Source organism: Flavobacterium sp. NPDC079362 (assembly GCF_050267765.1).
GTDB lineage: Bacteria > Bacteroidota > Bacteroidia > Flavobacteriales > Flavobacteriaceae > Flavobacterium > Flavobacterium azizsancarii.
The window spans coordinates 98,721-115,650 of sequence record NZ_JBNNFM010000005.1; the positions used below are offsets into that span (position 1 = coordinate 98,721).

Here is a 16,930-nt window from a genome sequence, read left to right on the forward strand (position 1 = left end):
AGCAAAACCTTAAGCGGAAAGTATTGCTTTTTACGCTGCAAATAGAATTTTGTCTGAAAAATTGCCCTTTATTTCGAAAAATAAAGTGGTGTTTATGAATTTAAAAAAAGAAAAAATGGTAAATTCGTCCCTGATTTTTAAGGGCAAAAGGGTTGGGATTATTTTGGATAATCAGTATGTTTCATTCGAAAAATGTGTCAAAATCATAAAAACTCTTAAAGATAAGAACGTTACTTTTAAGATTTTCCCCAAAAACATAAATTTTATTATTGGAAGCAATTCACGAAATGATAGGGGGCAAATTGTAAAAATTGAGTAAAAAATTATATTAAATGTAATTTATATTTATAATATTCAGTAATTTCGCAATCTGAAAATCAAAATCACCTTTTAGGTTAACAATATGGCAAGATTTGAATTGAAACTTCCTAAAATGGGAGAGAGTGTCGCTGAAGCAACTATTACCAACTGGTTGAAAGAAGTGGGAGATAAAATTGAAGCTGATGAAGCTGTACTTGAAATTGCAACTGATAAGGTTGACAGTGAAGTGCCAAGTGAAGTATCAGGAGTTTTAGTTGAGCAATTATTTGGTAAAGATGATTTAGTTCAGGTAGGACAAACTATTGCGATTATTGAAACAGAAGGTGACGCACCAGCTGCAAAAGCTGAAGTTGCTGCTCCTGCAGAAGCCGCGGTCATTGAACAAACAATCGAAGTTGTAAAAGAGTCAGTTTCATCTGCACAGGATTTTTCTGCATCTGATAAATTCTTTTCTCCGTTAGTAAAAAATATTGCAAAAGAAGAAGGTATTTCTGTTGCTGAATTAGAAAATATTGCTGGTTCAGGAAAAGACGGACGTGTCACAAAAGAAGATATTCTAAAATATATTGAAACTCGTAAATCGGGTGTCGAAACTCCAAAAGCCGTTGTTGCTGCTCCAAAAGCACAACCAATAGCTGCTCCGGTTCAGAAAAGTCAACAAGCAGTTCCGATTTCTGTAAATGGTGGTGATGAAATCATCGAAATGGACAGAATGAGAAAGTTGATTGCAGGATATATGATGGCTTCAATACAAACTTCGGCTCACGTACAATCCTTTATTGAGGTTGACGTAACGAATATTGTAAAATGGAGAGAAAAAGTTAAAACCGCTTTCGAGAAAAGGGAAGGTGAGAAGTTGACTTTTACGCCAATTATGATGGAGGCGGTTGCAAAAGCATTAAAAGATTTTCCGGGAATGAATATCTCCGTTGATGGTGAATATATCATCAAAAAGAAAAATATAAATTTAGGAATGGCTGCGGCTTTACCAAACGGAAATTTAATTGTTCCGGTAATTAAAAATGCTGATCAGTTGAATCTTGTTGGAATGGCAAAAGCGGTTAACGATTTAGGAAATCGTGCTAAAGCAGGAAAACTAAAACCGGACGATACTCAAGGTGGAACTTATACGGTAACTAACGTAGGTACTTTTGGCAGTGTTTTTGGAACTCCAATTATCAATCAGCCTCAAGTGGGAATCCTTGCTCTTGGTGCAATTCGTAAAGTGCCTGCGGTTATAGAGACTCCGGAAGGTGATTTTATCGGAATCCGTCAAAAAATGTTCTTGTCACACTCTTACGATCACAGAGTTGTAGATGGAGCGTTAGGAGGAAGCTTTGTAAAAAGAGTAGCAGAGTATTTAGAAGCTTTTGATATAGACAGAGATTTTTAAATCACATAAAAATAAATTCGAAACCCGGAAGATTTTAGTGATTTTCCGGGTTTTTTTGTTTGTAAGAAAAGGTTAGGAAATGAACAAGAGCTTTCTTTCAGAATGAATTTAAAAGTTAAAATCGCAAATTTGAGCCCTTTTTTGTTTAAAAAAATCAAGAATAAAAGAGGAAATTCCGCTTTAAAAATTACATTTGTAATCTTATAAAATTAAAAAATGGAACTGAAACTGAACAAACCAATTTGCTTTTTTGATCTTGAAACAACTGGAATTGACATCGGAAAAGATCGAATTGTAGAAATTTCGATATTCAAAGTTTTTCCAAACGGAAATAAAGAAAGTAAAACCTGGTTAGTGAATCCCACGATTCCAATTCCGGCACAAACAACCGCGGTTCATGGTATTACAGATGAAAAAGTGGCCAACGAGCCTACTTTTGCAGAACTGGCAATGCAAGTTCATACTATGATTAAGGACAGTGATTTGGGAGGTTTTAATTCAGATCGTTTTGATATTCCGTTATTGGCAGAAGAATTGCTTCGCGCGGGAGTTGATTTTGATATGAAAAATAAAGTTTCTGTAGATGTGCAGACTATCTTTCATAAAATGGAAGAACGTACTTTAAGTGCTGCATTGAAATTTTATTGCGGAAAAAGTCTTGAAAATGCCCATTCTGCAGAAGCAGATACAATGGCGACCTATGAAATTCTAAAAGCACAATTAGATCGTTATCCGGATTTAGAGAATGATATGAAATCATTGTCTGAATTTACAACCCGTAAAAAAATCGCTGATTTTGCCGGAATGATTGCTTTTGATAAGGATAACGAAGAAGTCTTTACCTTCGGAAAACACAAAGGTGCCAAAGTCGATAAAATCCTTGAAACCGAGCCTGGCTATTTCAGTTGGATTCAAAACGCTGATTTTCCTTTGTATACCAAAAAAGTTTTAACGGCAATTAAATTAAGAAAGTTAAATACGAAATAAAGAGACTAAGTTCTTAAGGCTCTGAGTTGCTAAGTTTTTTTTACATAGTTTCTTAAGGCCTTAGTAGCTTAGTAACTTAGTAACTCAAAAAAGAATGAAAATAATCTGTATCGGTAGAAATTATACCAATCATATTGAGGAGTTAAAAAACGAGCGCCCAACAGAACCTGTGGTTTTTATGAAACCGGATTCAGCAGTTTTGTTAAAGCAGCATCCGTTTGTAATTCCGGAATTTTCTGAAGAGATTCATCACGAAATAGAAATAATTGTTAAAATTAATAAGGTAGGGAAGTATATCGAACCTAAATTTGCTCATAAATATTATGATGAAATTAGTGTAGGTATTGACTTTACAGCCAGAGATTTACAGGACAAACTAAAAGCAAAAGGATTGCCTTGGGAAAAAGCAAAAGCTTTTGACGGCTCAGCAGTAATTGGAGAGTTTTTACCAAAAACTGATTTTGTTTCGATGGAAAATCTTACATTTGAGTTAACAAATAATTCTGAAACAGTTCAAAAAGGAAATACAAGCTTTATGCTTTGGAAGATTGATGAGCTTGTTTCTTATGTATCGCAATTTTTCACTTTAAAAATTGGAGATATTATTTTTACAGGAACTCCTGAAGGTGTTGCTGCGGTTAAACCAAATGATGTTTTAGAAGGCTTTTTAGAAGATAAAAAATTATTCAGAATACAAGTAAAATAATGGCTTTAAAATACAACCTTTCGAAAGTATATGCGCTTTCAGACAATGATCCGGAATTTGTAAACGAAATTCTTAAGTTATTTGTTACCGAAGTTCCCGAAGATTTAAAACAAATCAAAGAAGGAATTAAGAAAAAAGATCATAAATATGCTTATTCTTACGCGCACAAAATAAAACCCACATTAGACTTAATGGGTTTAAATGTGGCTTTTGAAGAAATTCTGCAAGTCGAAGCCTGGACAAAGGCCGAAGGCAAGAAAAAAGAAATTATTGAGACCTTTAAAAGTATTAAGATACAAGTAAAGGACGCAATCAAAGAAATTAAAAAAGACTTTGACCTATAAGATTTTGGTATGTCTCTGTTTTTGATCTTTTTTAATTTAGGTCAAAAACAGATTCGGTACTTTAGTTCGGGATCTGTATCTTTTATCCCTGAAATTTTAGGTTAAATAATGTATGTCCTTTATATAAAAGGATATCGCTACTACCCCTCACGCAAAATCATTGCGGACAACAACCTACTATGTAATAACGACTTACAATAAGTAAGTAAAAATATTCCACAGCTATGAAAGCAACTATCATTACTATTGGAGACGAAATTTTAATAGGTCAGATTGTAGATACAAATTCTGGTTTTATCGCCAAGTCACTTGACCGGATCGGTGTTGAGGTTCATGAAATGATTTCGATAAGCGATGACAAAAAACACATTTTAGACACATTTGCGCAACTGCAAAACAAAGTCGATGTGGTAATTATAACAGGTGGTTTAGGGCCAACGAAGGATGATGTTACTAAGAAAACTTTCTGCGATTATTTTGATGATGAATTAGTCGTTAATACGGAAGTTCTTGCACACGTGACAGAATTGATTGAAGGTTTTTATAAACGGCCAATTTCACAATTAAATAAAGATCAGGCATTAGTTCCGTCAAAATGTACCATTTTGCACAACAAAATGGGAACAGCGCCGGGAATGTGGATGAAGAAAGAGAATACGGTATTTATATCGCTTCCGGGAGTTCCGTATGAAATGAAATATTTAGTCGAAGAAGAGATTGTTCCTAAGATAGTTCGGGAGTACAAACGCCCTTATATCATTCATAAAACTATTTTGACATATGGTCAGGGCGAGAGCCTAGTGGCAGAACGTATTGAAGACTGGGAGAATAATTTGCCTGAATTTATTAAGTTGGCTTATTTGCCCAATCCAGGAAGAGTTCGCCTGCGTTTGTCAGCCAGAGGAATAAATAAAGAACTGCTTGAAGCTGCAATAGAGGAGAATGTAAAATCATTAGATGCTATCATTCATGATATTATAGTAGGGTATGAGGAAAATGAAACAATTGAATCTGTAGTTGGTAAAATTCTTACAAAGCAAAATAAAACCATTGCAACTGCTGAAAGTTTTACGGGAGGAAAAATAGCTTCGATTATGTCAGCTGTTCCCGGCGCTTCTAACTACTTTAAGGGCAGTATAGTTTCGTATGCAACAGAGGTGAAGGTTAATGTTCTCGGGGTCTCACAGGATTTAATCGATCAATTTTCTGTAGTTAGTGCAGAGGTTGCCTCGGCTATGGCTTTGAATGTGAAAGAGATACTTAAAACTGACTATGCAATTGCTACAACCGGGAACGCCGGACCGACAAAAGGTGACTCAAATGCTGAAATTGGAGCAGTTTTTATTGCTTTGGCTACTCCGGATGGTATAATTGTTGAAGAATTTAATTTTGGCCAACCACGTGAAAAAGTGATAGATAGAGCCGTGATTAAGAGTTTAGAAATATTACAGAAAGAAATTTTAAAAAATGTGCTATAATTTTTTGTTTCAATCGTTTATTTTTCTTTTCTTTGCACCCTGATTTTGAATAACGATAAAAGATAAGTATAATGTCAAGAGTTTGTGACCTTACAGGTAAAAGAGCGATGGTAGGAAATAACGTTTCTCACGCTATGAACAAAACTAAGAGAAAATTTTCTGTAAACTTAGTTAAAAAGCGTTTTTATCTTCCAGAAGAAGATAGATGGATTACTCTTAGAGTAGCAGCATCTACGATAAAAACAATTAATAAAAATGGAATTTCTGCTGTTTTGAAAAAAGCGCAGTCACAAGGATTTATCAAATAATCTTTCCTAAATAAATATATAGCAAGATGGCAAAGAAAGGTAATAGAATCCAGGTAATTTTAGAATGTACAGAGCACAAGACTTCTGGTGTTTCAGGTACTTCAAGATACATAACAACTAAGAACAAAAAAAACACACCAGACAGATTAGAGATTAAGAAATTTAATCCAATCTTGAAACGTGTAACTGTTCACAAAGAAATTAAGTAATAATTTAGAGATTTTAATACAATCTTAAATGTTGATTATTAAGTAATACTTGTAATACTAGTAGCATTTGAAGATTTATTGAATTTCAATAACATTTAAATCATGGCAAAGAAAACCGTAGCATCGTTACAAACAGCTTCTAAGAGATTATCAAAAGCCATCAAAATGGTGAAATCTCCTAAAACTGGTGCATATACATTCGTAGAATCTATTATGGCTCCTGAAGAAGTTGATACTTTCTTGAAAAAGAAATAATAACAATTACAGTATATAGAAAAGCTACTTTCATTCGGAAGTAGCTTTTTTATTTTTTATATTTGTCTAAAATTTTATAGAAATATAACAATTGGCAATTTTTTAAGCTATAATTCTTACTATCCTCTATATCTTTACTGTTCCGCTGTAGTGGAAACGAAAAGATGTGAATGCTGTTAGAATCATATAAAACAATTGGACCTCTATAAAAATTAGGATTATTTAGATTGTCAAAGAATCGGATAGTCTAAAAAACTAACAACCTATAAAAATGAGTTTTTTTAAAAAATTATTCTCTACTGATAAAAAAGAGACTTTGGACAAAGGTCTTGAAAAATCAAAAACTACTTTTTTCTCAAAGTTAAGTAAAGCCGTTGCCGGAAAATCTAAAGTCGATGACGATGTTTTAGATAATCTGGAAGAAATTCTGGTAGCGTCAGATGTTGGTGTAAATACAACGCTGAAAATAATCTCAAGAATAGAAAAACGTGTTGCTGAAGACAAATACTTAGGTACAGACGAATTAAACCAGATTCTGCGTGAAGAAATTGGTGCTCTGTTATCTGAAACCAATACTGGAGAAGCAACTGAATTTGATATCCCAAAAGATAAAAAGCCATATGTTTTAATGGTGGTTGGTGTAAACGGAGTTGGAAAAACTACTACAATTGGTAAACTGGCTTATCAGTTTAAAAAAGCAGGTTATAAAGTTGTATTAGGAGCTGCCGATACTTTTCGTGCTGCTGCTATCGATCAGCTGCAAGTTTGGGCAGATCGTGTAGATGTGCCAATTGTGAGACAGAATATGGGGAGTGATCCTGCATCTGTTGCTTTTGATACCTTACAGTCAGCTGTGGCTCAAAATGCCGATATTGTTATTATAGATACTGCCGGACGTTTGCACAACAAAGTCAATTTGATGAATGAGCTTACCAAAGTAAAACGTGTTATGCAAAAAGTTGTTGCTGATGCGCCTCATGATGTACTTTTGGTTTTAGACGGTTCTACTGGTCAAAATGCTTTTGAACAAGCCAAACAATTTACTGCTGCAACTGAAGTAACTTGCCTTGCTGTGACTAAATTAGACGGAACTGCAAAAGGTGGGGTTGTAATTGGTATTTCAGATCAGTTTCAGATTCCTGTAAAATATATTGGTGTTGGTGAAGGAATCGAAGACTTACAGGTCTTTAATAAATATGAATTTGTAGATAGTTTTTTTAAATAGTTTATAATGAGTTTTTCTTCTTTAAAAAATATAACGCCTCTTACTTTTTATTTTGCAAGCGTTATTTGTTTCGTTTTAGCAAATGTAATCAGAGATCAAGCTTTGTCCTTCTACTACGTTTTATTGGTTTTAGGTTTAATATTCTTTTTTATGGGAATTCTGAAAAGATTGCGTACGAAGCGATAGAGTAATAGCAGTAAATTTTTCTTCTTTAAGATTGCGTCAAATTGCATTGTTGATTTTTTTAATAATGTTTATAACTTGATGGTGATCTTATTTTTGTTTTCTGGAATTTTTATTTCTTTTGAATTTTATAAAGTTAACTTTGCATTACTAAATATTCTTTTGAAAACCGAAGCCTTAGCCCTGATGGAAGCGATATCCTTTTTCTGGATTCTTTAGCCAGGAAAAGATATAGCGTACAGCAGGAATAGCTCCTAATTTTTATACTTTTAATTATCAGAATTGTTCAAAAGAACAGTTTTGAATTTAATATATTTTTATACTATGAAAAAAACTTTTATAATTTTGGTTGTGTCACTCTTCTTTGTAAGTTGCAAACAGGAAATTAAACCGGCTGATATTGCGAAATTAAATGGTTATTGGGAAATCGAAAAAGTGGTTTTTGATAAGGGTGAAGAGAAGGATTACAAAATGAATGAGAGTTTTGATTATTTTGATATTAAAAATAACAAAGGAATCAGAAAGAAGGTAATGCCACAATTTGACGGAACTTTTTTAACGAGTGATTCTTTTGAAAATGTTTCGGTTCGATTTAAGGGTGAGCAGGTTTTTCTGGATTATAAAACAGATTATGCAAAGTGGAGTGAGGAATTGATTTCGATTTCAGACGAGAAACTGGTGGTGAAAAATCAGCAAAAAAAAGAGTATCATTATAAAAAAGCAGCAGCAATAAATTTATTAGGAGATGGCAAAAAGACTAAATAATCAAACGATTGGGGCTGTTTTGCAACAGATTATCCAGGTGAATAAATTAGGGGCAGGAATGGACCAGATTGATGTAAAGGAGGCCTGGAGACAATTGATGGGGAATGGTGTTAATACGTATACAAGAAACGTGGTTTTGAAAGGTAGTACATTATATGTAGAGTTGTCATCAGCGGTTTTAAGAGAGGAATTGAGTCACGGAAAAACTAAGATCGTGAAAATGATTAATGAAGAGTTGGGGCGTGAAGTGGTGACGGATGTGGTTTTGAGATAAGTGTTTAATAGAACGTTTAAATTGTCATGATTGTAAATTCTAAGTTTAAAATTTCACCAATTTTGTTAATTTCAATTTTAAGTATTTTGCCATTTTTGGCTATTTACATTTATGTTATTTCTCCACAAGAAAGTGTAGCTTTTCCTTTAGTAGTATTTATGATTATTGTTTATTTTTGGTTTGCTTTAGTGAGAACCAGGGTTCATAAAGTAATTATTGAAAAAAACAATATAATAGTTAAGCGTTATTATGGGTTAGGTAGGTCTATAGCTTATGACTTTAGCAAATTAGATGGTTTTGTGGTTTTATTCGAAAGTGGAAAACTTGGTGTTTCTGAGTCTGTTTTTATTCTTGAAAAAGGAAAAAGAGTTGTTTGTATTTGTAGTTATTACCTAAGTAATTTTAATGATTTAAAATTAGTTTTAAAAGAAAATTTGAATGATTTAGGTGAAATAAAAGGACATGATAATATTTCTGACTTTTTAAAAAATTCATAAAAAAATCCCGTTCAACTTGTCGAACGGGATTTTTTTATTGTGTAATCTAAAATCTAAATTCAGAAATCTGAAATTTAGAATTGCTCTCTTCCAGCAAAATGGAATGCACCTTCGATAGCAGCATTTTCATCGCTATCAGAACCGTGTACTGCATTTTCTCCAATAGAAGTTGCGTATGCTTTACGAATAGTTCCTTCAGCAGCTTCAGCTGGATTTGTAGCTCCAATTAAAGTTCTGAAATCTTCTACAGCGTTGTCTTTTTCTAAAATAGCAGCAACAATTGGTCCACGAGACATGAATTCAACTAATTCTCCGTAGAAAGGTCTTTCTGCGTGAACTGCGTAAAATGCTTTAGCATCAGCTACAGTTAATTGAGTTAATTTTAATGAAACGATTTTAAATCCTCCATTAGTAATCATTGCTAAGATATTTCCGATGTGTCCGTTTTGAACTGCATCTGGCTTAATCATTGTAAACGTTCTATTTGTTGCCATTGTATATTTATTAAATTTTGTGCAAAAGTATACTTTTTTTATGAATTGATTTTAATTAATTCGTAATTAAAACACGGTAGAATAATGTTTTGACCAATGAAAGATGTTTTTTGAACCATAAAAGTAATATAAGTTCATTTAAATAGCTTTGTGTAGAAAAACAGTACCGAACTTTAGCTGTTTTCTAAAATGAACTTATATTGCTTATGTGATGAAACATTTAGACTTTGAAAATTAATTTGTTTTTGTAGAATATCCACAAGATAAAAGTCCAGATCCCCACATAAATTAAAGCTCCGGCTAAAGAGGCTGCCATTGGATTACTGAAAAATGGGGCGATTCCGAAAGTATATAAATAATTTAAAAGATTGATTTTTTCTAAAGGATTATGTGGGTTTTGAAATTCAATCATCACTAATGCCTGCGGAATAATCTGTGAGGTAAAGAAAACAATCATAGGATTTACTCCCCAGATCAGGAATGGTTTGAAACCTTTTTTGTAGTTAGTAATATCAATGATGTAATATAGTATAGTTAGAAATACGGTTGCTAATCCTGTAGTGTATAGAACATAGCTGCTTGTCCAAAGTGATTTGTTTATTGGGAATACGAGATCCCAGATTAAACCAAAAAAGATAAGTATCGTACCGATAATACCCATTTTTTGAGCTTTTTGGATTTTGATTGCATCAGTTTGTAAAAGTTGTCCAATCAATAAACCAATTATTCCGTTTACGATCGACGGAAATGTGCTTAAAATACCTTCAGGATCCCAGGTGATAGTGCCGCGATACATATGTCCTTTTAGTAAAACGCTATCAAGCCAGGAAGCTAAATTAGTTCCTTTGTCAAGATTTGCGGCTCCAATTCCGGGAACAGGAATTAATGTCATTATTGCCCAATATCCCAGTAATAAAATAATTCCGGTTATAATTTGAGTTTTTTGAGATGTTTTAAGATACAAAAGCGAAACAACAAAATAAACAATTGCAATTCGTTGTAAAACTCCCGGTAAACGCACATCGTGATAGGCTTCGATACCGCTATATGCCAAAAAAAGATAAATAGCGAGAATTGAAAATGCCAGTATGTTTTTGACTTTTGAACTAAAACTTCCCATTAAAGCGTAACCAACAGCAATGGTAATAATTAATCGGCCAATTAAAAGTGGAATTCCTTCAAGACCGAATAGCTGTATTTTTCCAAAAAAGTTAAAGAAAATCCCCAAACAAAGCATTCGCAGAGAGCGAACTAAAATTTTGTTGAAAGTGCTTCCGTCATAAAATTTATCAGGCATTGCCAGTGGTACTGCCACTCCCATAATAAAGATAAAAAACGGAAAAACTAAATCGGTTGGCGTGCAGCCATGCCATTCTGAATGTAATAAAGGTCCGTAAACATGTCCCCAGTCTCCGGGATTATTTACAATTGTCATTAGTAAAATGGTTAATCCTCTAAAGACATCTAAAGATATCAAGCGCTCTCTGGTCATAATTTTGGTAAATAGGTTAATTTTTGTTTTAAATGTTACTATTTGGTTTAGAGAGGCAATAATTTCAGAAGAGGTGGTTATTTGTTTCTGAGGATTATTACTTTATTTTACCGTTAAACGGATTGTTTTTTTGTCACGAATTCCACTAATTTTTATTCATGAGAATTAATATTCGTGTAATTAATCGCGGTTTTTTTTCGATATTTATATTGTAATTATATTAAAATTCGCTTCTAATGGTTTTAACTTTTGAATTAAAAGCGGAATCAATTGTTCGCCTTTTTCTAAATAAAATTCAGAAAAATTAGTTTGGCGTTCCTGTAAACTTTGATTCGGGAATAACTCGAATTGCAAATCTGTTACGCGTTGTAATTCGTTTTCTAATTTTCGTTTTTGAGCTTTCAATAATCTTTTCTCAAGATTGTCTAAACCTTTCTTTTGTTTGACTTCCTGCGCTTTGACTGCTCCGGTAAATGACTTTTCCGTTTGTTGTGCCAATACGTAAAGATATTCAAATTGTTTTTCTAATGCTTCTTTTTGAGGTGTTAAATCAATTGGGAAAGCAGATAATTTGTGCGTGATTGCATTGATTAAATTCGCTGGTTTTGTAAAAAGATCTGCCCAGCTTAAACCTAGGTTATCGGCTTTTTTAACTTGTTTTTCAGTAGCTAAAAGTACTGAGTTACGAACAAGAAGCATCGGGAAAGTAATGTTTACGGCTTCGAAGAAAGATTTTAATTCTAGCCAATAGGCAATTTCTCCACCTCCGCCAATATAGCATAAATTGGGTAAAATAATCTCCTGGTACAACGGACGCATAATCACGTTTGGACTGAATTTCTCAGGATTGTTTTCTAGCAATTTTAGAATTTCGTCTTTCGAAAATGAGATTTTGGTATTGTTAACGAAGTATTTGTTATTCTCAAAAATAATGCGTTCACGTAAGTCATCTTCGATATAAAATAAATTAATTTCACGCGGATTTACCTGAACGGTATAAGCAGCAAGTTGTTCTATCGTTTTCTGAACCGCCTTGAAAGAAGTTTGTTGTTCTAATTCTTCTTTGATATAAGGAATAAATGCACGTTTTAAATTTGCATCATCAGCATCTAAAATCACTAAACCATAGTTAGCAAATAAACTATTGGCTAAAAAGCGCGTTGCATCTGCTAAGTTTTCATGTTTTAAATAAGCTTCTTCAAATAATTTTTTAATAACATTAGCATTAGTGCTTGATCCCAGTTCCGCAGCATAAATTTCCAGAAAATCAGCTAAACCTTCAGTAGAAAGTCTGCCAACAGGACCTGTGCTTTCTTTATTCCAACGAAATTTCTTTCCTTTAAAATTAAAGTAATTGATTTCTTCAAAATCATGATCTTCTGTCGCCATCCAATATACCGGAACAAAATTATTCGCCGGATATTTTAATTTTAATTCCTTCGTCAGATTAATCGTCGAAATAATTTTATATAAGAAATACAACGGACCGCTAAATAAATTTAATTGGTGCCCAGTCGTTATGGTAAACGTATTTGGAAGCGCTAGAAGCTCTATGTTTTGTTTCGTTGCATCAGAGACTTCAATATGCTGGTATTGTTTTTTTAGAGTTTCAACCAAGGGCATTCGATTTTGATTATCGAAGTTTGCTTGTTTCTCAATGATTTGTTTTTCAAAGTTTTTCGATGTTGGAAAATGATTGTACAGCGGCTTTAATTCTGGTTTTTGATCTAAATAATCTTGCATCAATTTAGAGAAATATCCTGAAGTTTGGTAGCTGATACAGTCTGTTGGCATAATTTTAAATTTATTTTTGACAGCTGTAAATTTAATGAAAATATGCAGTTAAATTCAGTTTTAACTATTGCTTATGATTTGATTTTTTACTTTTATTTTAAAGTTCCTGTAATCAGCTGTTTAAAATTGAAATAGGATGCAGTTTAAAAAGTGTAGTTTTTATGATAGTTGTTAAAAAAGATTGTTATTTTGAAACTATTTATGATAATGGTGAATTATTAATAACGAAATTATATTTTTGCAATAAAAAAAGATATATCTATTTTACATGGAAACTAACCCGAAAAAGAAGAACTCATTAAAACATGTTCTTTTTGGTTCCTTAATTGGAACTACAATTGAATTTTTTGATTTTTATATTTATGCCAATGCTGCAGTATTGGTTTTTCCGCAATTATTTTTTCCTGGTTCTAATGCGACTATGGCGACTCTGGAATCTTTGGCTACTTTTTCAATAGCTTTTTTATCGCGTCCTTTAGGTTCAGCCTTTTTTGGACATTATGGTGATAAAATAGGACGTAAGTTCACTCTCGTTGCCGCTTTGTTAACGATGGGGATTTCGACTGTTGCCATTGGATTTTTGCCAAGTTATGCCAGTATTGGTGTTGCAGCTCCATTATTATTGATGCTGTGTCGATTTGGGCAAGGTGTAGGGTTGGGAGGCGAGTGGGGAGGAGCTGTTTTATTGGCTATCGAAAATGCACCGCCAAACAAACGTGCCTGGTACGGAATGTTTCCGCAATTGGGAGCTCCAATAGGATTATTACTTTCAGGAGGAACTTTTTTATTCTTGACTGATTCAATGAGTAATGAAGATTTTATGGATTACGGATGGAGAATTCCCTTTATTGCCAGTTCGCTTTTGGTAGTAATAGGGTTTTATATTCGAACAAAAATTACTGAAACTCCCTCTTTCGAAAATTCTAAAAAAGAACAGGAAGAAGTTAAAATTCCTTTTTTAGTACTTGTCAAATCATATAAAAATCAATTGATTTTTGGAACATTTGCCGCGATTACAACTTTTTTGGTTTTTTACTTAATGACTGTTTTTACGTTGAGTTGGGCGACTTCAGATTTAGGAATTGTTAAAAGAGACGGATTGTTAATACAATTATTTTCAGTATTGTTTTTTGCCATCTTTATTCCGGTTTCGGCAGTAGTTGCAGATAAAATTGGCCGACGTAAAATGCTAATTATAGCAACTGTAGCAATCGGGATTTTTGGATTTTTCTTTTCATACTTTTTAAGTTCCGGTAACATTGTTCTGGTGACCATTTTTGCCTGTATCGGAATGGCTTTAATGGGATTCACATATGGACCTTTAGGAACTTTTTTATCAGAGCTGTTTCCAACAAATGTTCGTTATTCCGGTGCGTCCTTGACTTTTAATATGGCTGGAATTCTTGGTGCTGCTTTTGCGCCAATGATTGCTATTTGGTTAGCCTCTACTTATAGTGTAAGTTATGTAGGGATATATTTAACAATTGCAGCCTGTATCTCTTTGTTTTCATTTTTGGTGATTAGCAAAGAAGAACATAAGTTTTAAAAGTTTAATCGTAATCCGATATTTATCGGAAACAAAAGATTTACACAAAGTCCACAATCATGATAATAAGTATCATGATTGTGGACTTTGTAATTTAAATCTATCTCTTCAGACTAAAATGCCCTCTATATTCTTTTCCGTTTAATCTTGTTGCAGTAAACCAATAATCTGATGCAGGTTCCTGACTGCCCAGATAATTTCCATCCCATGAAGTATTAGTACTTAATTCTTTGATGAATTTTCCATAACGATTAAATATTTTGATTCCTGTATTAGGTTTCAAATACGCAAAATCTATTGTCCAGGTATCATTATAACCATCGTTGTTTGGAGTGAAAAATTTGGGAAAAGGAAGTTCGTCAACAAAATTAATACAATCTCCTTGTGTTGCTTCAAGAATAGTAATAGTAACAGGTATTCTGTTGCTTTCGCAATTATTTATGGTTTGTAAAGCATAATAAGTAATCCCGTTTTCGAGAGTTACTGCTTCAGATAATGTGATATTTGAAGATGTGCTTTGATACCATTTTATATTTTGTCCTGTAATGTTGATGCTTTTTATTGAAGCATTTTTTTGAATACAGAATGTTTGAGGTGAATCAGCAATTGGATTTTGAGTATCCTGAATTTTTACTGTAACAGCCAATCTTTTACTTTCGCAATTGTTTAATGTTTGTGTACCGTAATAAATACCATTTTGTAATAAAGTGGTTTCGGATAAAATATTACCATTTGTCGGAGAATCGTACCATTTAATTGCTGTTCCGGTTAAATTTATATTTTCCAAAGTTGCAATTTCGTCTATACAAAATTGTTTATTAGCGCTTCCGCCTGGCATTGGAGTATCATAAACTCGGATTAAAAAAGGAGTTCTGTCACCTTCGCAACCAATTGTTTGCGAAGCATAATATGTTCTATTGTCTTCTAGTAAGGTTGTATTTGGTAAACTGGCCGCAGAGAAATCAGTATCGTACCATTTTGTGTTTTGCCCAATTATTTGAATGTCGTTTAATGTTGCATTCTCACTTTTACAAAATTGCTGATTTGCATTTCCAGTTGGGGGAGATGGTGTGTTTACAATTGAAACTGTAACTCCTAATCTAGGGCTTTCGCAATTATTTATAGTTTGGGAAGCATAGTACGTTTTTCCATCTTCAAGATTAGTTGTTTCTTGTAATAATAAACCGTTCGTTAATGCATCATACCATTTTGTAGAATTCCCTGTAACTTGAATGTTGGCAACAGTTGCATTTTGGGCTGAACAAAAAGGTTGATTAGTATCTGCTGTTGGTGGTAAAGTATTGTGAATTTTTGTTGTCACAGGTACTCTTTCGCTTTCGCAGCCTTTAATAGTCTGTGATGCGTAATACGTTACATCATTTTGTAGTGCAGTTGTATTTGGTAAGAGTATTCCGGAAGTTGCACTATTATACCATTTTATATTCTGGCCTGTTATAGAAATATCATCTAAATCTACATTAATGGGATTGCAAAATGATTGTAGCGAAGAGGTAATTGGTATTTTAAGAGGATTAACTATTAAATTAAATGTAGTTTCACTATAACAATTTAGGTTGTCTGCTTGAGCCACTCTTGCATTAATTATTGCAGTTTTACTTTGAAGAGGATTTGGTAATGGACTTTGGAAAGGATTACCATTCGCATCAAAATAAGATACTGTCATTCCGGTTTGATTCCCAAGGAGTTCAGATTGAATATCAGATGTATTAAACGATGCAGTGCCACTTGGGTAGGTATTTTCACAAGCGGAAAGAGTTGTAACTTTATTGGCAATGGGCGATGATTTAACGTTAATTATCTTTGTTCTATTATATATTTGTCCCAGCATGTCGGTAAATGTTGCGGTAACTTCGTATTGGTCGGCTGAAGAAAATGTATGGGTTGGATTAATTAAAGTACTTGTATTTTCAGTATTAGAATTTATATCTCCAAAATTCCAGACAACGCTTTTTATGTCAAGGCTATTTACTAACGAGAATTGTTTTTGAAGTCCATTACAATCTTTATTGACAGTTATGGTAAAAGGAGTATCATCTATTGCTTCTCCATTGACAGTAATGTAAAATTTTGCATCTGGACGATTTAAAGATAATGTTGTTTTATATTCATTATACGGAGGACATCCGCCCTTTTTAGACCTAAACCATGAAAAATCATTATCTTCAGCTGTACCGGCTACAAATGCATGTGCTTCACTATTTGTGCTGTGTAATTGAAAAACTTCAACTAATATTTCTTGAGTACCAGCGGGTACGATTATTGGATTTTCAAAATTTACAGTAATGATTTGGGTGTTATTACTACTCATTGGAAGTTTAACAATTTGACTACTTCCTATTAAATTTGACTCAGAAAAAGAGCTCGGAAAGTTTGAATCAATAGCATAAATATTGAATTGTAGATTGGTATCCCAATTAACGGAATAAAACAGACCAACTTCGCCAGTATTAATTATGAAGTTTTGATTAGACTTGATTCCAAAATCTGAAAGTACAAATTTTCTCGCCCAGCAAATACCTCCCCAACTACAAGAATACATAGAATTCTGGATCACAGCATTTCCAATATTATGAGTTAGTGTAGTTTGTGAATATAGATTCAAATTAAAAAATAGAAAAAAAGTAAATAAGGTAATTGT

General features: G+C 33.2%; 17 protein-coding genes. 13 read left to right on the plus strand and 4 right to left on the minus strand.

Going from position 1 to position 16,930, the window contains the following annotated elements; genetic code table 11:
- Nucleotides 1-403 precede the first annotated feature (403 nt).
- The 12 genes from ACQKCJ_RS06965 to ACQKCJ_RS07020 all read left to right on the plus strand — a co-directional run bounded on the left by ACQKCJ_RS06965 (nucleotide 404) and on the right by ACQKCJ_RS07020 (nucleotide 8,945).
- A complete protein-coding gene (locus tag ACQKCJ_RS06965) occupies nucleotides 404-1,714 on the plus strand; it encodes a dihydrolipoamide acetyltransferase family protein (RefSeq protein ID WP_271334406.1) in 1,311 nt (436 codons plus the stop codon).
- A 216-nt stretch (nucleotides 1,715-1,930) separates the two neighbouring features.
- Nucleotides 1,931-2,701, plus strand: coding sequence for a 3'-5' exonuclease (locus ACQKCJ_RS06970; protein WP_271334405.1), 771 nt, complete (start codon nucleotides 1,931-1,933; stop codon nucleotides 2,699-2,701).
- A gap of 94 nt (nucleotides 2,702-2,795) precedes the next feature.
- The gene (locus ACQKCJ_RS06975) at nucleotides 2,796-3,407 is read left to right on the plus strand and encodes a fumarylacetoacetate hydrolase family protein (protein ID WP_271334404.1); all 612 of its coding nucleotides are present in this window, start codon (nucleotides 2,796-2,798) and stop codon (nucleotides 3,405-3,407) included.
- Entirely contained in the window at nucleotides 3,407-3,751 is a 345-nt protein-coding gene (locus ACQKCJ_RS06980; RefSeq protein WP_127339700.1) for an Hpt domain-containing protein, read from the plus strand. Before ACQKCJ_RS06975 ends, ACQKCJ_RS06980 begins: the two co-directional genes overlap by 1 nt.
- 224 nt (nucleotides 3,752-3,975) lie before the next feature.
- Nucleotides 3,976-5,229 carry a CinA family nicotinamide mononucleotide deamidase-related protein gene (locus ACQKCJ_RS06985; protein ID WP_427401678.1) on the plus strand — a complete coding sequence of 418 codons (1,254 nt, stop codon included), beginning with the start codon at nucleotides 3,976-3,978 and terminating at the stop codon, nucleotides 5,227-5,229.
- 71 nt (nucleotides 5,230-5,300) lie between these two features.
- Nucleotides 5,301-5,537, plus strand: coding sequence for a 50S ribosomal protein L28 (gene rpmB, locus ACQKCJ_RS06990; RefSeq protein ID WP_072961635.1), 237 nt, complete (start codon nucleotides 5,301-5,303; stop codon nucleotides 5,535-5,537).
- A 26-nt stretch (nucleotides 5,538-5,563) separates the two neighbouring features.
- Complete coding sequence (gene rpmG, locus ACQKCJ_RS06995; protein ID WP_047778459.1) at nucleotides 5,564-5,746, plus strand: 50S ribosomal protein L33; 183 nt, start codon at nucleotides 5,564-5,566, stop codon at nucleotides 5,744-5,746.
- A 102-nt stretch (nucleotides 5,747-5,848) separates the two neighbouring features.
- Entirely contained in the window at nucleotides 5,849-6,001 is a 153-nt protein-coding gene (locus ACQKCJ_RS07000; RefSeq protein ID WP_072961632.1) for a DUF4295 domain-containing protein, read from the plus strand.
- Nucleotides 6,002-6,272: 271 nt separating this feature from the next.
- Nucleotides 6,273-7,226: a signal recognition particle-docking protein FtsY gene (gene ftsY, locus ACQKCJ_RS07005; protein WP_271334402.1), complete on the plus strand. Its 954-nt coding sequence runs from the start codon at nucleotides 6,273-6,275 to the stop codon at nucleotides 7,224-7,226.
- A 507-nt stretch (nucleotides 7,227-7,733) separates the two neighbouring features.
- Complete coding sequence (locus ACQKCJ_RS07010) at nucleotides 7,734-8,174, plus strand: lipocalin family protein (protein ID WP_271334401.1); 441 nt, start codon at nucleotides 7,734-7,736, stop codon at nucleotides 8,172-8,174.
- Nucleotides 8,155-8,448, plus strand: a complete 294-nt coding sequence (locus tag ACQKCJ_RS07015; protein WP_271334400.1) for a DUF721 domain-containing protein — start codon at nucleotides 8,155-8,157, stop codon at nucleotides 8,446-8,448. The genes ACQKCJ_RS07010 and ACQKCJ_RS07015 overlap by 20 nt, the downstream gene beginning before the upstream one ends.
- 26 nt (nucleotides 8,449-8,474) lie before the next feature.
- Nucleotides 8,475-8,945, plus strand: a complete 471-nt coding sequence (locus ACQKCJ_RS07020) for a hypothetical protein (protein WP_427401679.1) — start codon at nucleotides 8,475-8,477, stop codon at nucleotides 8,943-8,945.
- Between the two features lie 74 nt (nucleotides 8,946-9,019).
- Here the strand turns inward: ACQKCJ_RS07020 and ACQKCJ_RS07025 are convergent, their stop codons facing one another.
- The 3 genes from ACQKCJ_RS07025 to bshC all read right to left on the minus strand — a co-directional run bounded on the left by ACQKCJ_RS07025 (nucleotide 9,020) and on the right by bshC (nucleotide 12,725).
- Nucleotides 9,020-9,439 (minus strand): nucleoside-diphosphate kinase, encoded by a 420-nt coding sequence (locus tag ACQKCJ_RS07025; protein WP_055095565.1) that lies wholly within the window; start codon nucleotides 9,437-9,439, stop codon nucleotides 9,020-9,022.
- Between the two features lie 220 nt (nucleotides 9,440-9,659).
- Nucleotides 9,660-10,931, minus strand: coding sequence for an acyltransferase family protein (locus ACQKCJ_RS07030; protein WP_427401680.1), 1,272 nt, complete (start codon nucleotides 10,929-10,931; stop codon nucleotides 9,660-9,662).
- Between the two features lie 204 nt (nucleotides 10,932-11,135).
- Nucleotides 11,136-12,725 (minus strand): bacillithiol biosynthesis cysteine-adding enzyme BshC, encoded by a 1,590-nt coding sequence (gene bshC, locus ACQKCJ_RS07035; RefSeq protein WP_427401681.1) that lies wholly within the window; start codon nucleotides 12,723-12,725, stop codon nucleotides 11,136-11,138.
- A 268-nt stretch (nucleotides 12,726-12,993) separates the two neighbouring features.
- Between bshC and ACQKCJ_RS07040 the strand changes: the two genes are divergently transcribed.
- Nucleotides 12,994-14,271: an MFS transporter gene (locus ACQKCJ_RS07040; protein WP_271334396.1), complete on the plus strand. Its 1,278-nt coding sequence runs from the start codon at nucleotides 12,994-12,996 to the stop codon at nucleotides 14,269-14,271.
- Between the two features lie 100 nt (nucleotides 14,272-14,371).
- On the opposite strand, the gene ACQKCJ_RS07045 is transcribed toward ACQKCJ_RS07040, so the two are convergent.
- Entirely contained in the window at nucleotides 14,372-16,894 is a 2,523-nt protein-coding gene (locus tag ACQKCJ_RS07045; RefSeq protein WP_427401682.1) for a T9SS type B sorting domain-containing protein, read from the minus strand.
- Nucleotides 16,895-16,930 lie beyond the last annotated feature (36 nt).

Excerpts from the sequence above, each read along its gene's own strand:
- ACQKCJ_RS06975 (WP_271334404.1), top strand. The coding sequence starts at position 2,796 with ATGAAAATAATCTGTATCGGTAGAAATTATACCAATCATATTGAGGAG.
- ACQKCJ_RS07030 (WP_427401680.1), bottom strand. The coding sequence starts at position 10,931 with ATGACCAGAGAGCGCTTGATATCTTTAGATGTCTTTAGAGGATTAACC.
- ACQKCJ_RS07025 (WP_055095565.1), bottom strand. The coding sequence starts at position 9,439 with ATGGCAACAAATAGAACGTTTACAATGATTAAGCCAGATGCAGTTCAA.
- ACQKCJ_RS07010 (WP_271334401.1), top strand. The coding sequence starts at position 7,734 with ATGAAAAAAACTTTTATAATTTTGGTTGTGTCACTCTTCTTTGTAAGT.
- rpmG (WP_047778459.1), top strand. The coding sequence starts at position 5,564 with ATGGCAAAGAAAGGTAATAGAATCCAGGTAATTTTAGAATGTACAGAG.
- ACQKCJ_RS06980 (WP_127339700.1), top strand. The coding sequence starts at position 3,407 with ATGGCTTTAAAATACAACCTTTCGAAAGTATATGCGCTTTCAGACAAT.
- ftsY (WP_271334402.1), top strand. The coding sequence starts at position 6,273 with ATGAGTTTTTTTAAAAAATTATTCTCTACTGATAAAAAAGAGACTTTG.
- ACQKCJ_RS06985 (WP_427401678.1), top strand. The coding sequence starts at position 3,976 with ATGAAAGCAACTATCATTACTATTGGAGACGAAATTTTAATAGGTCAG.
- rpmB (WP_072961635.1), top strand. The coding sequence starts at position 5,301 with ATGTCAAGAGTTTGTGACCTTACAGGTAAAAGAGCGATGGTAGGAAAT.
- ACQKCJ_RS06965 (WP_271334406.1), top strand. The coding sequence starts at position 404 with ATGGCAAGATTTGAATTGAAACTTCCTAAAATGGGAGAGAGTGTCGCT.
- ACQKCJ_RS06970 (WP_271334405.1), top strand. The coding sequence starts at position 1,931 with ATGGAACTGAAACTGAACAAACCAATTTGCTTTTTTGATCTTGAAACA.
- bshC (WP_427401681.1), bottom strand. The coding sequence starts at position 12,725 with ATGCCAACAGACTGTATCAGCTACCAAACTTCAGGATATTTCTCTAAA.
- ACQKCJ_RS07040 (WP_271334396.1), top strand. The coding sequence starts at position 12,994 with ATGGAAACTAACCCGAAAAAGAAGAACTCATTAAAACATGTTCTTTTT.
- ACQKCJ_RS07000 (WP_072961632.1), top strand. The coding sequence starts at position 5,849 with ATGGCAAAGAAAACCGTAGCATCGTTACAAACAGCTTCTAAGAGATTA.
- ACQKCJ_RS07020 (WP_427401679.1), top strand. The coding sequence starts at position 8,475 with ATGATTGTAAATTCTAAGTTTAAAATTTCACCAATTTTGTTAATTTCA.
- ACQKCJ_RS07015 (WP_271334400.1), top strand. The coding sequence starts at position 8,155 with ATGGCAAAAAGACTAAATAATCAAACGATTGGGGCTGTTTTGCAACAG.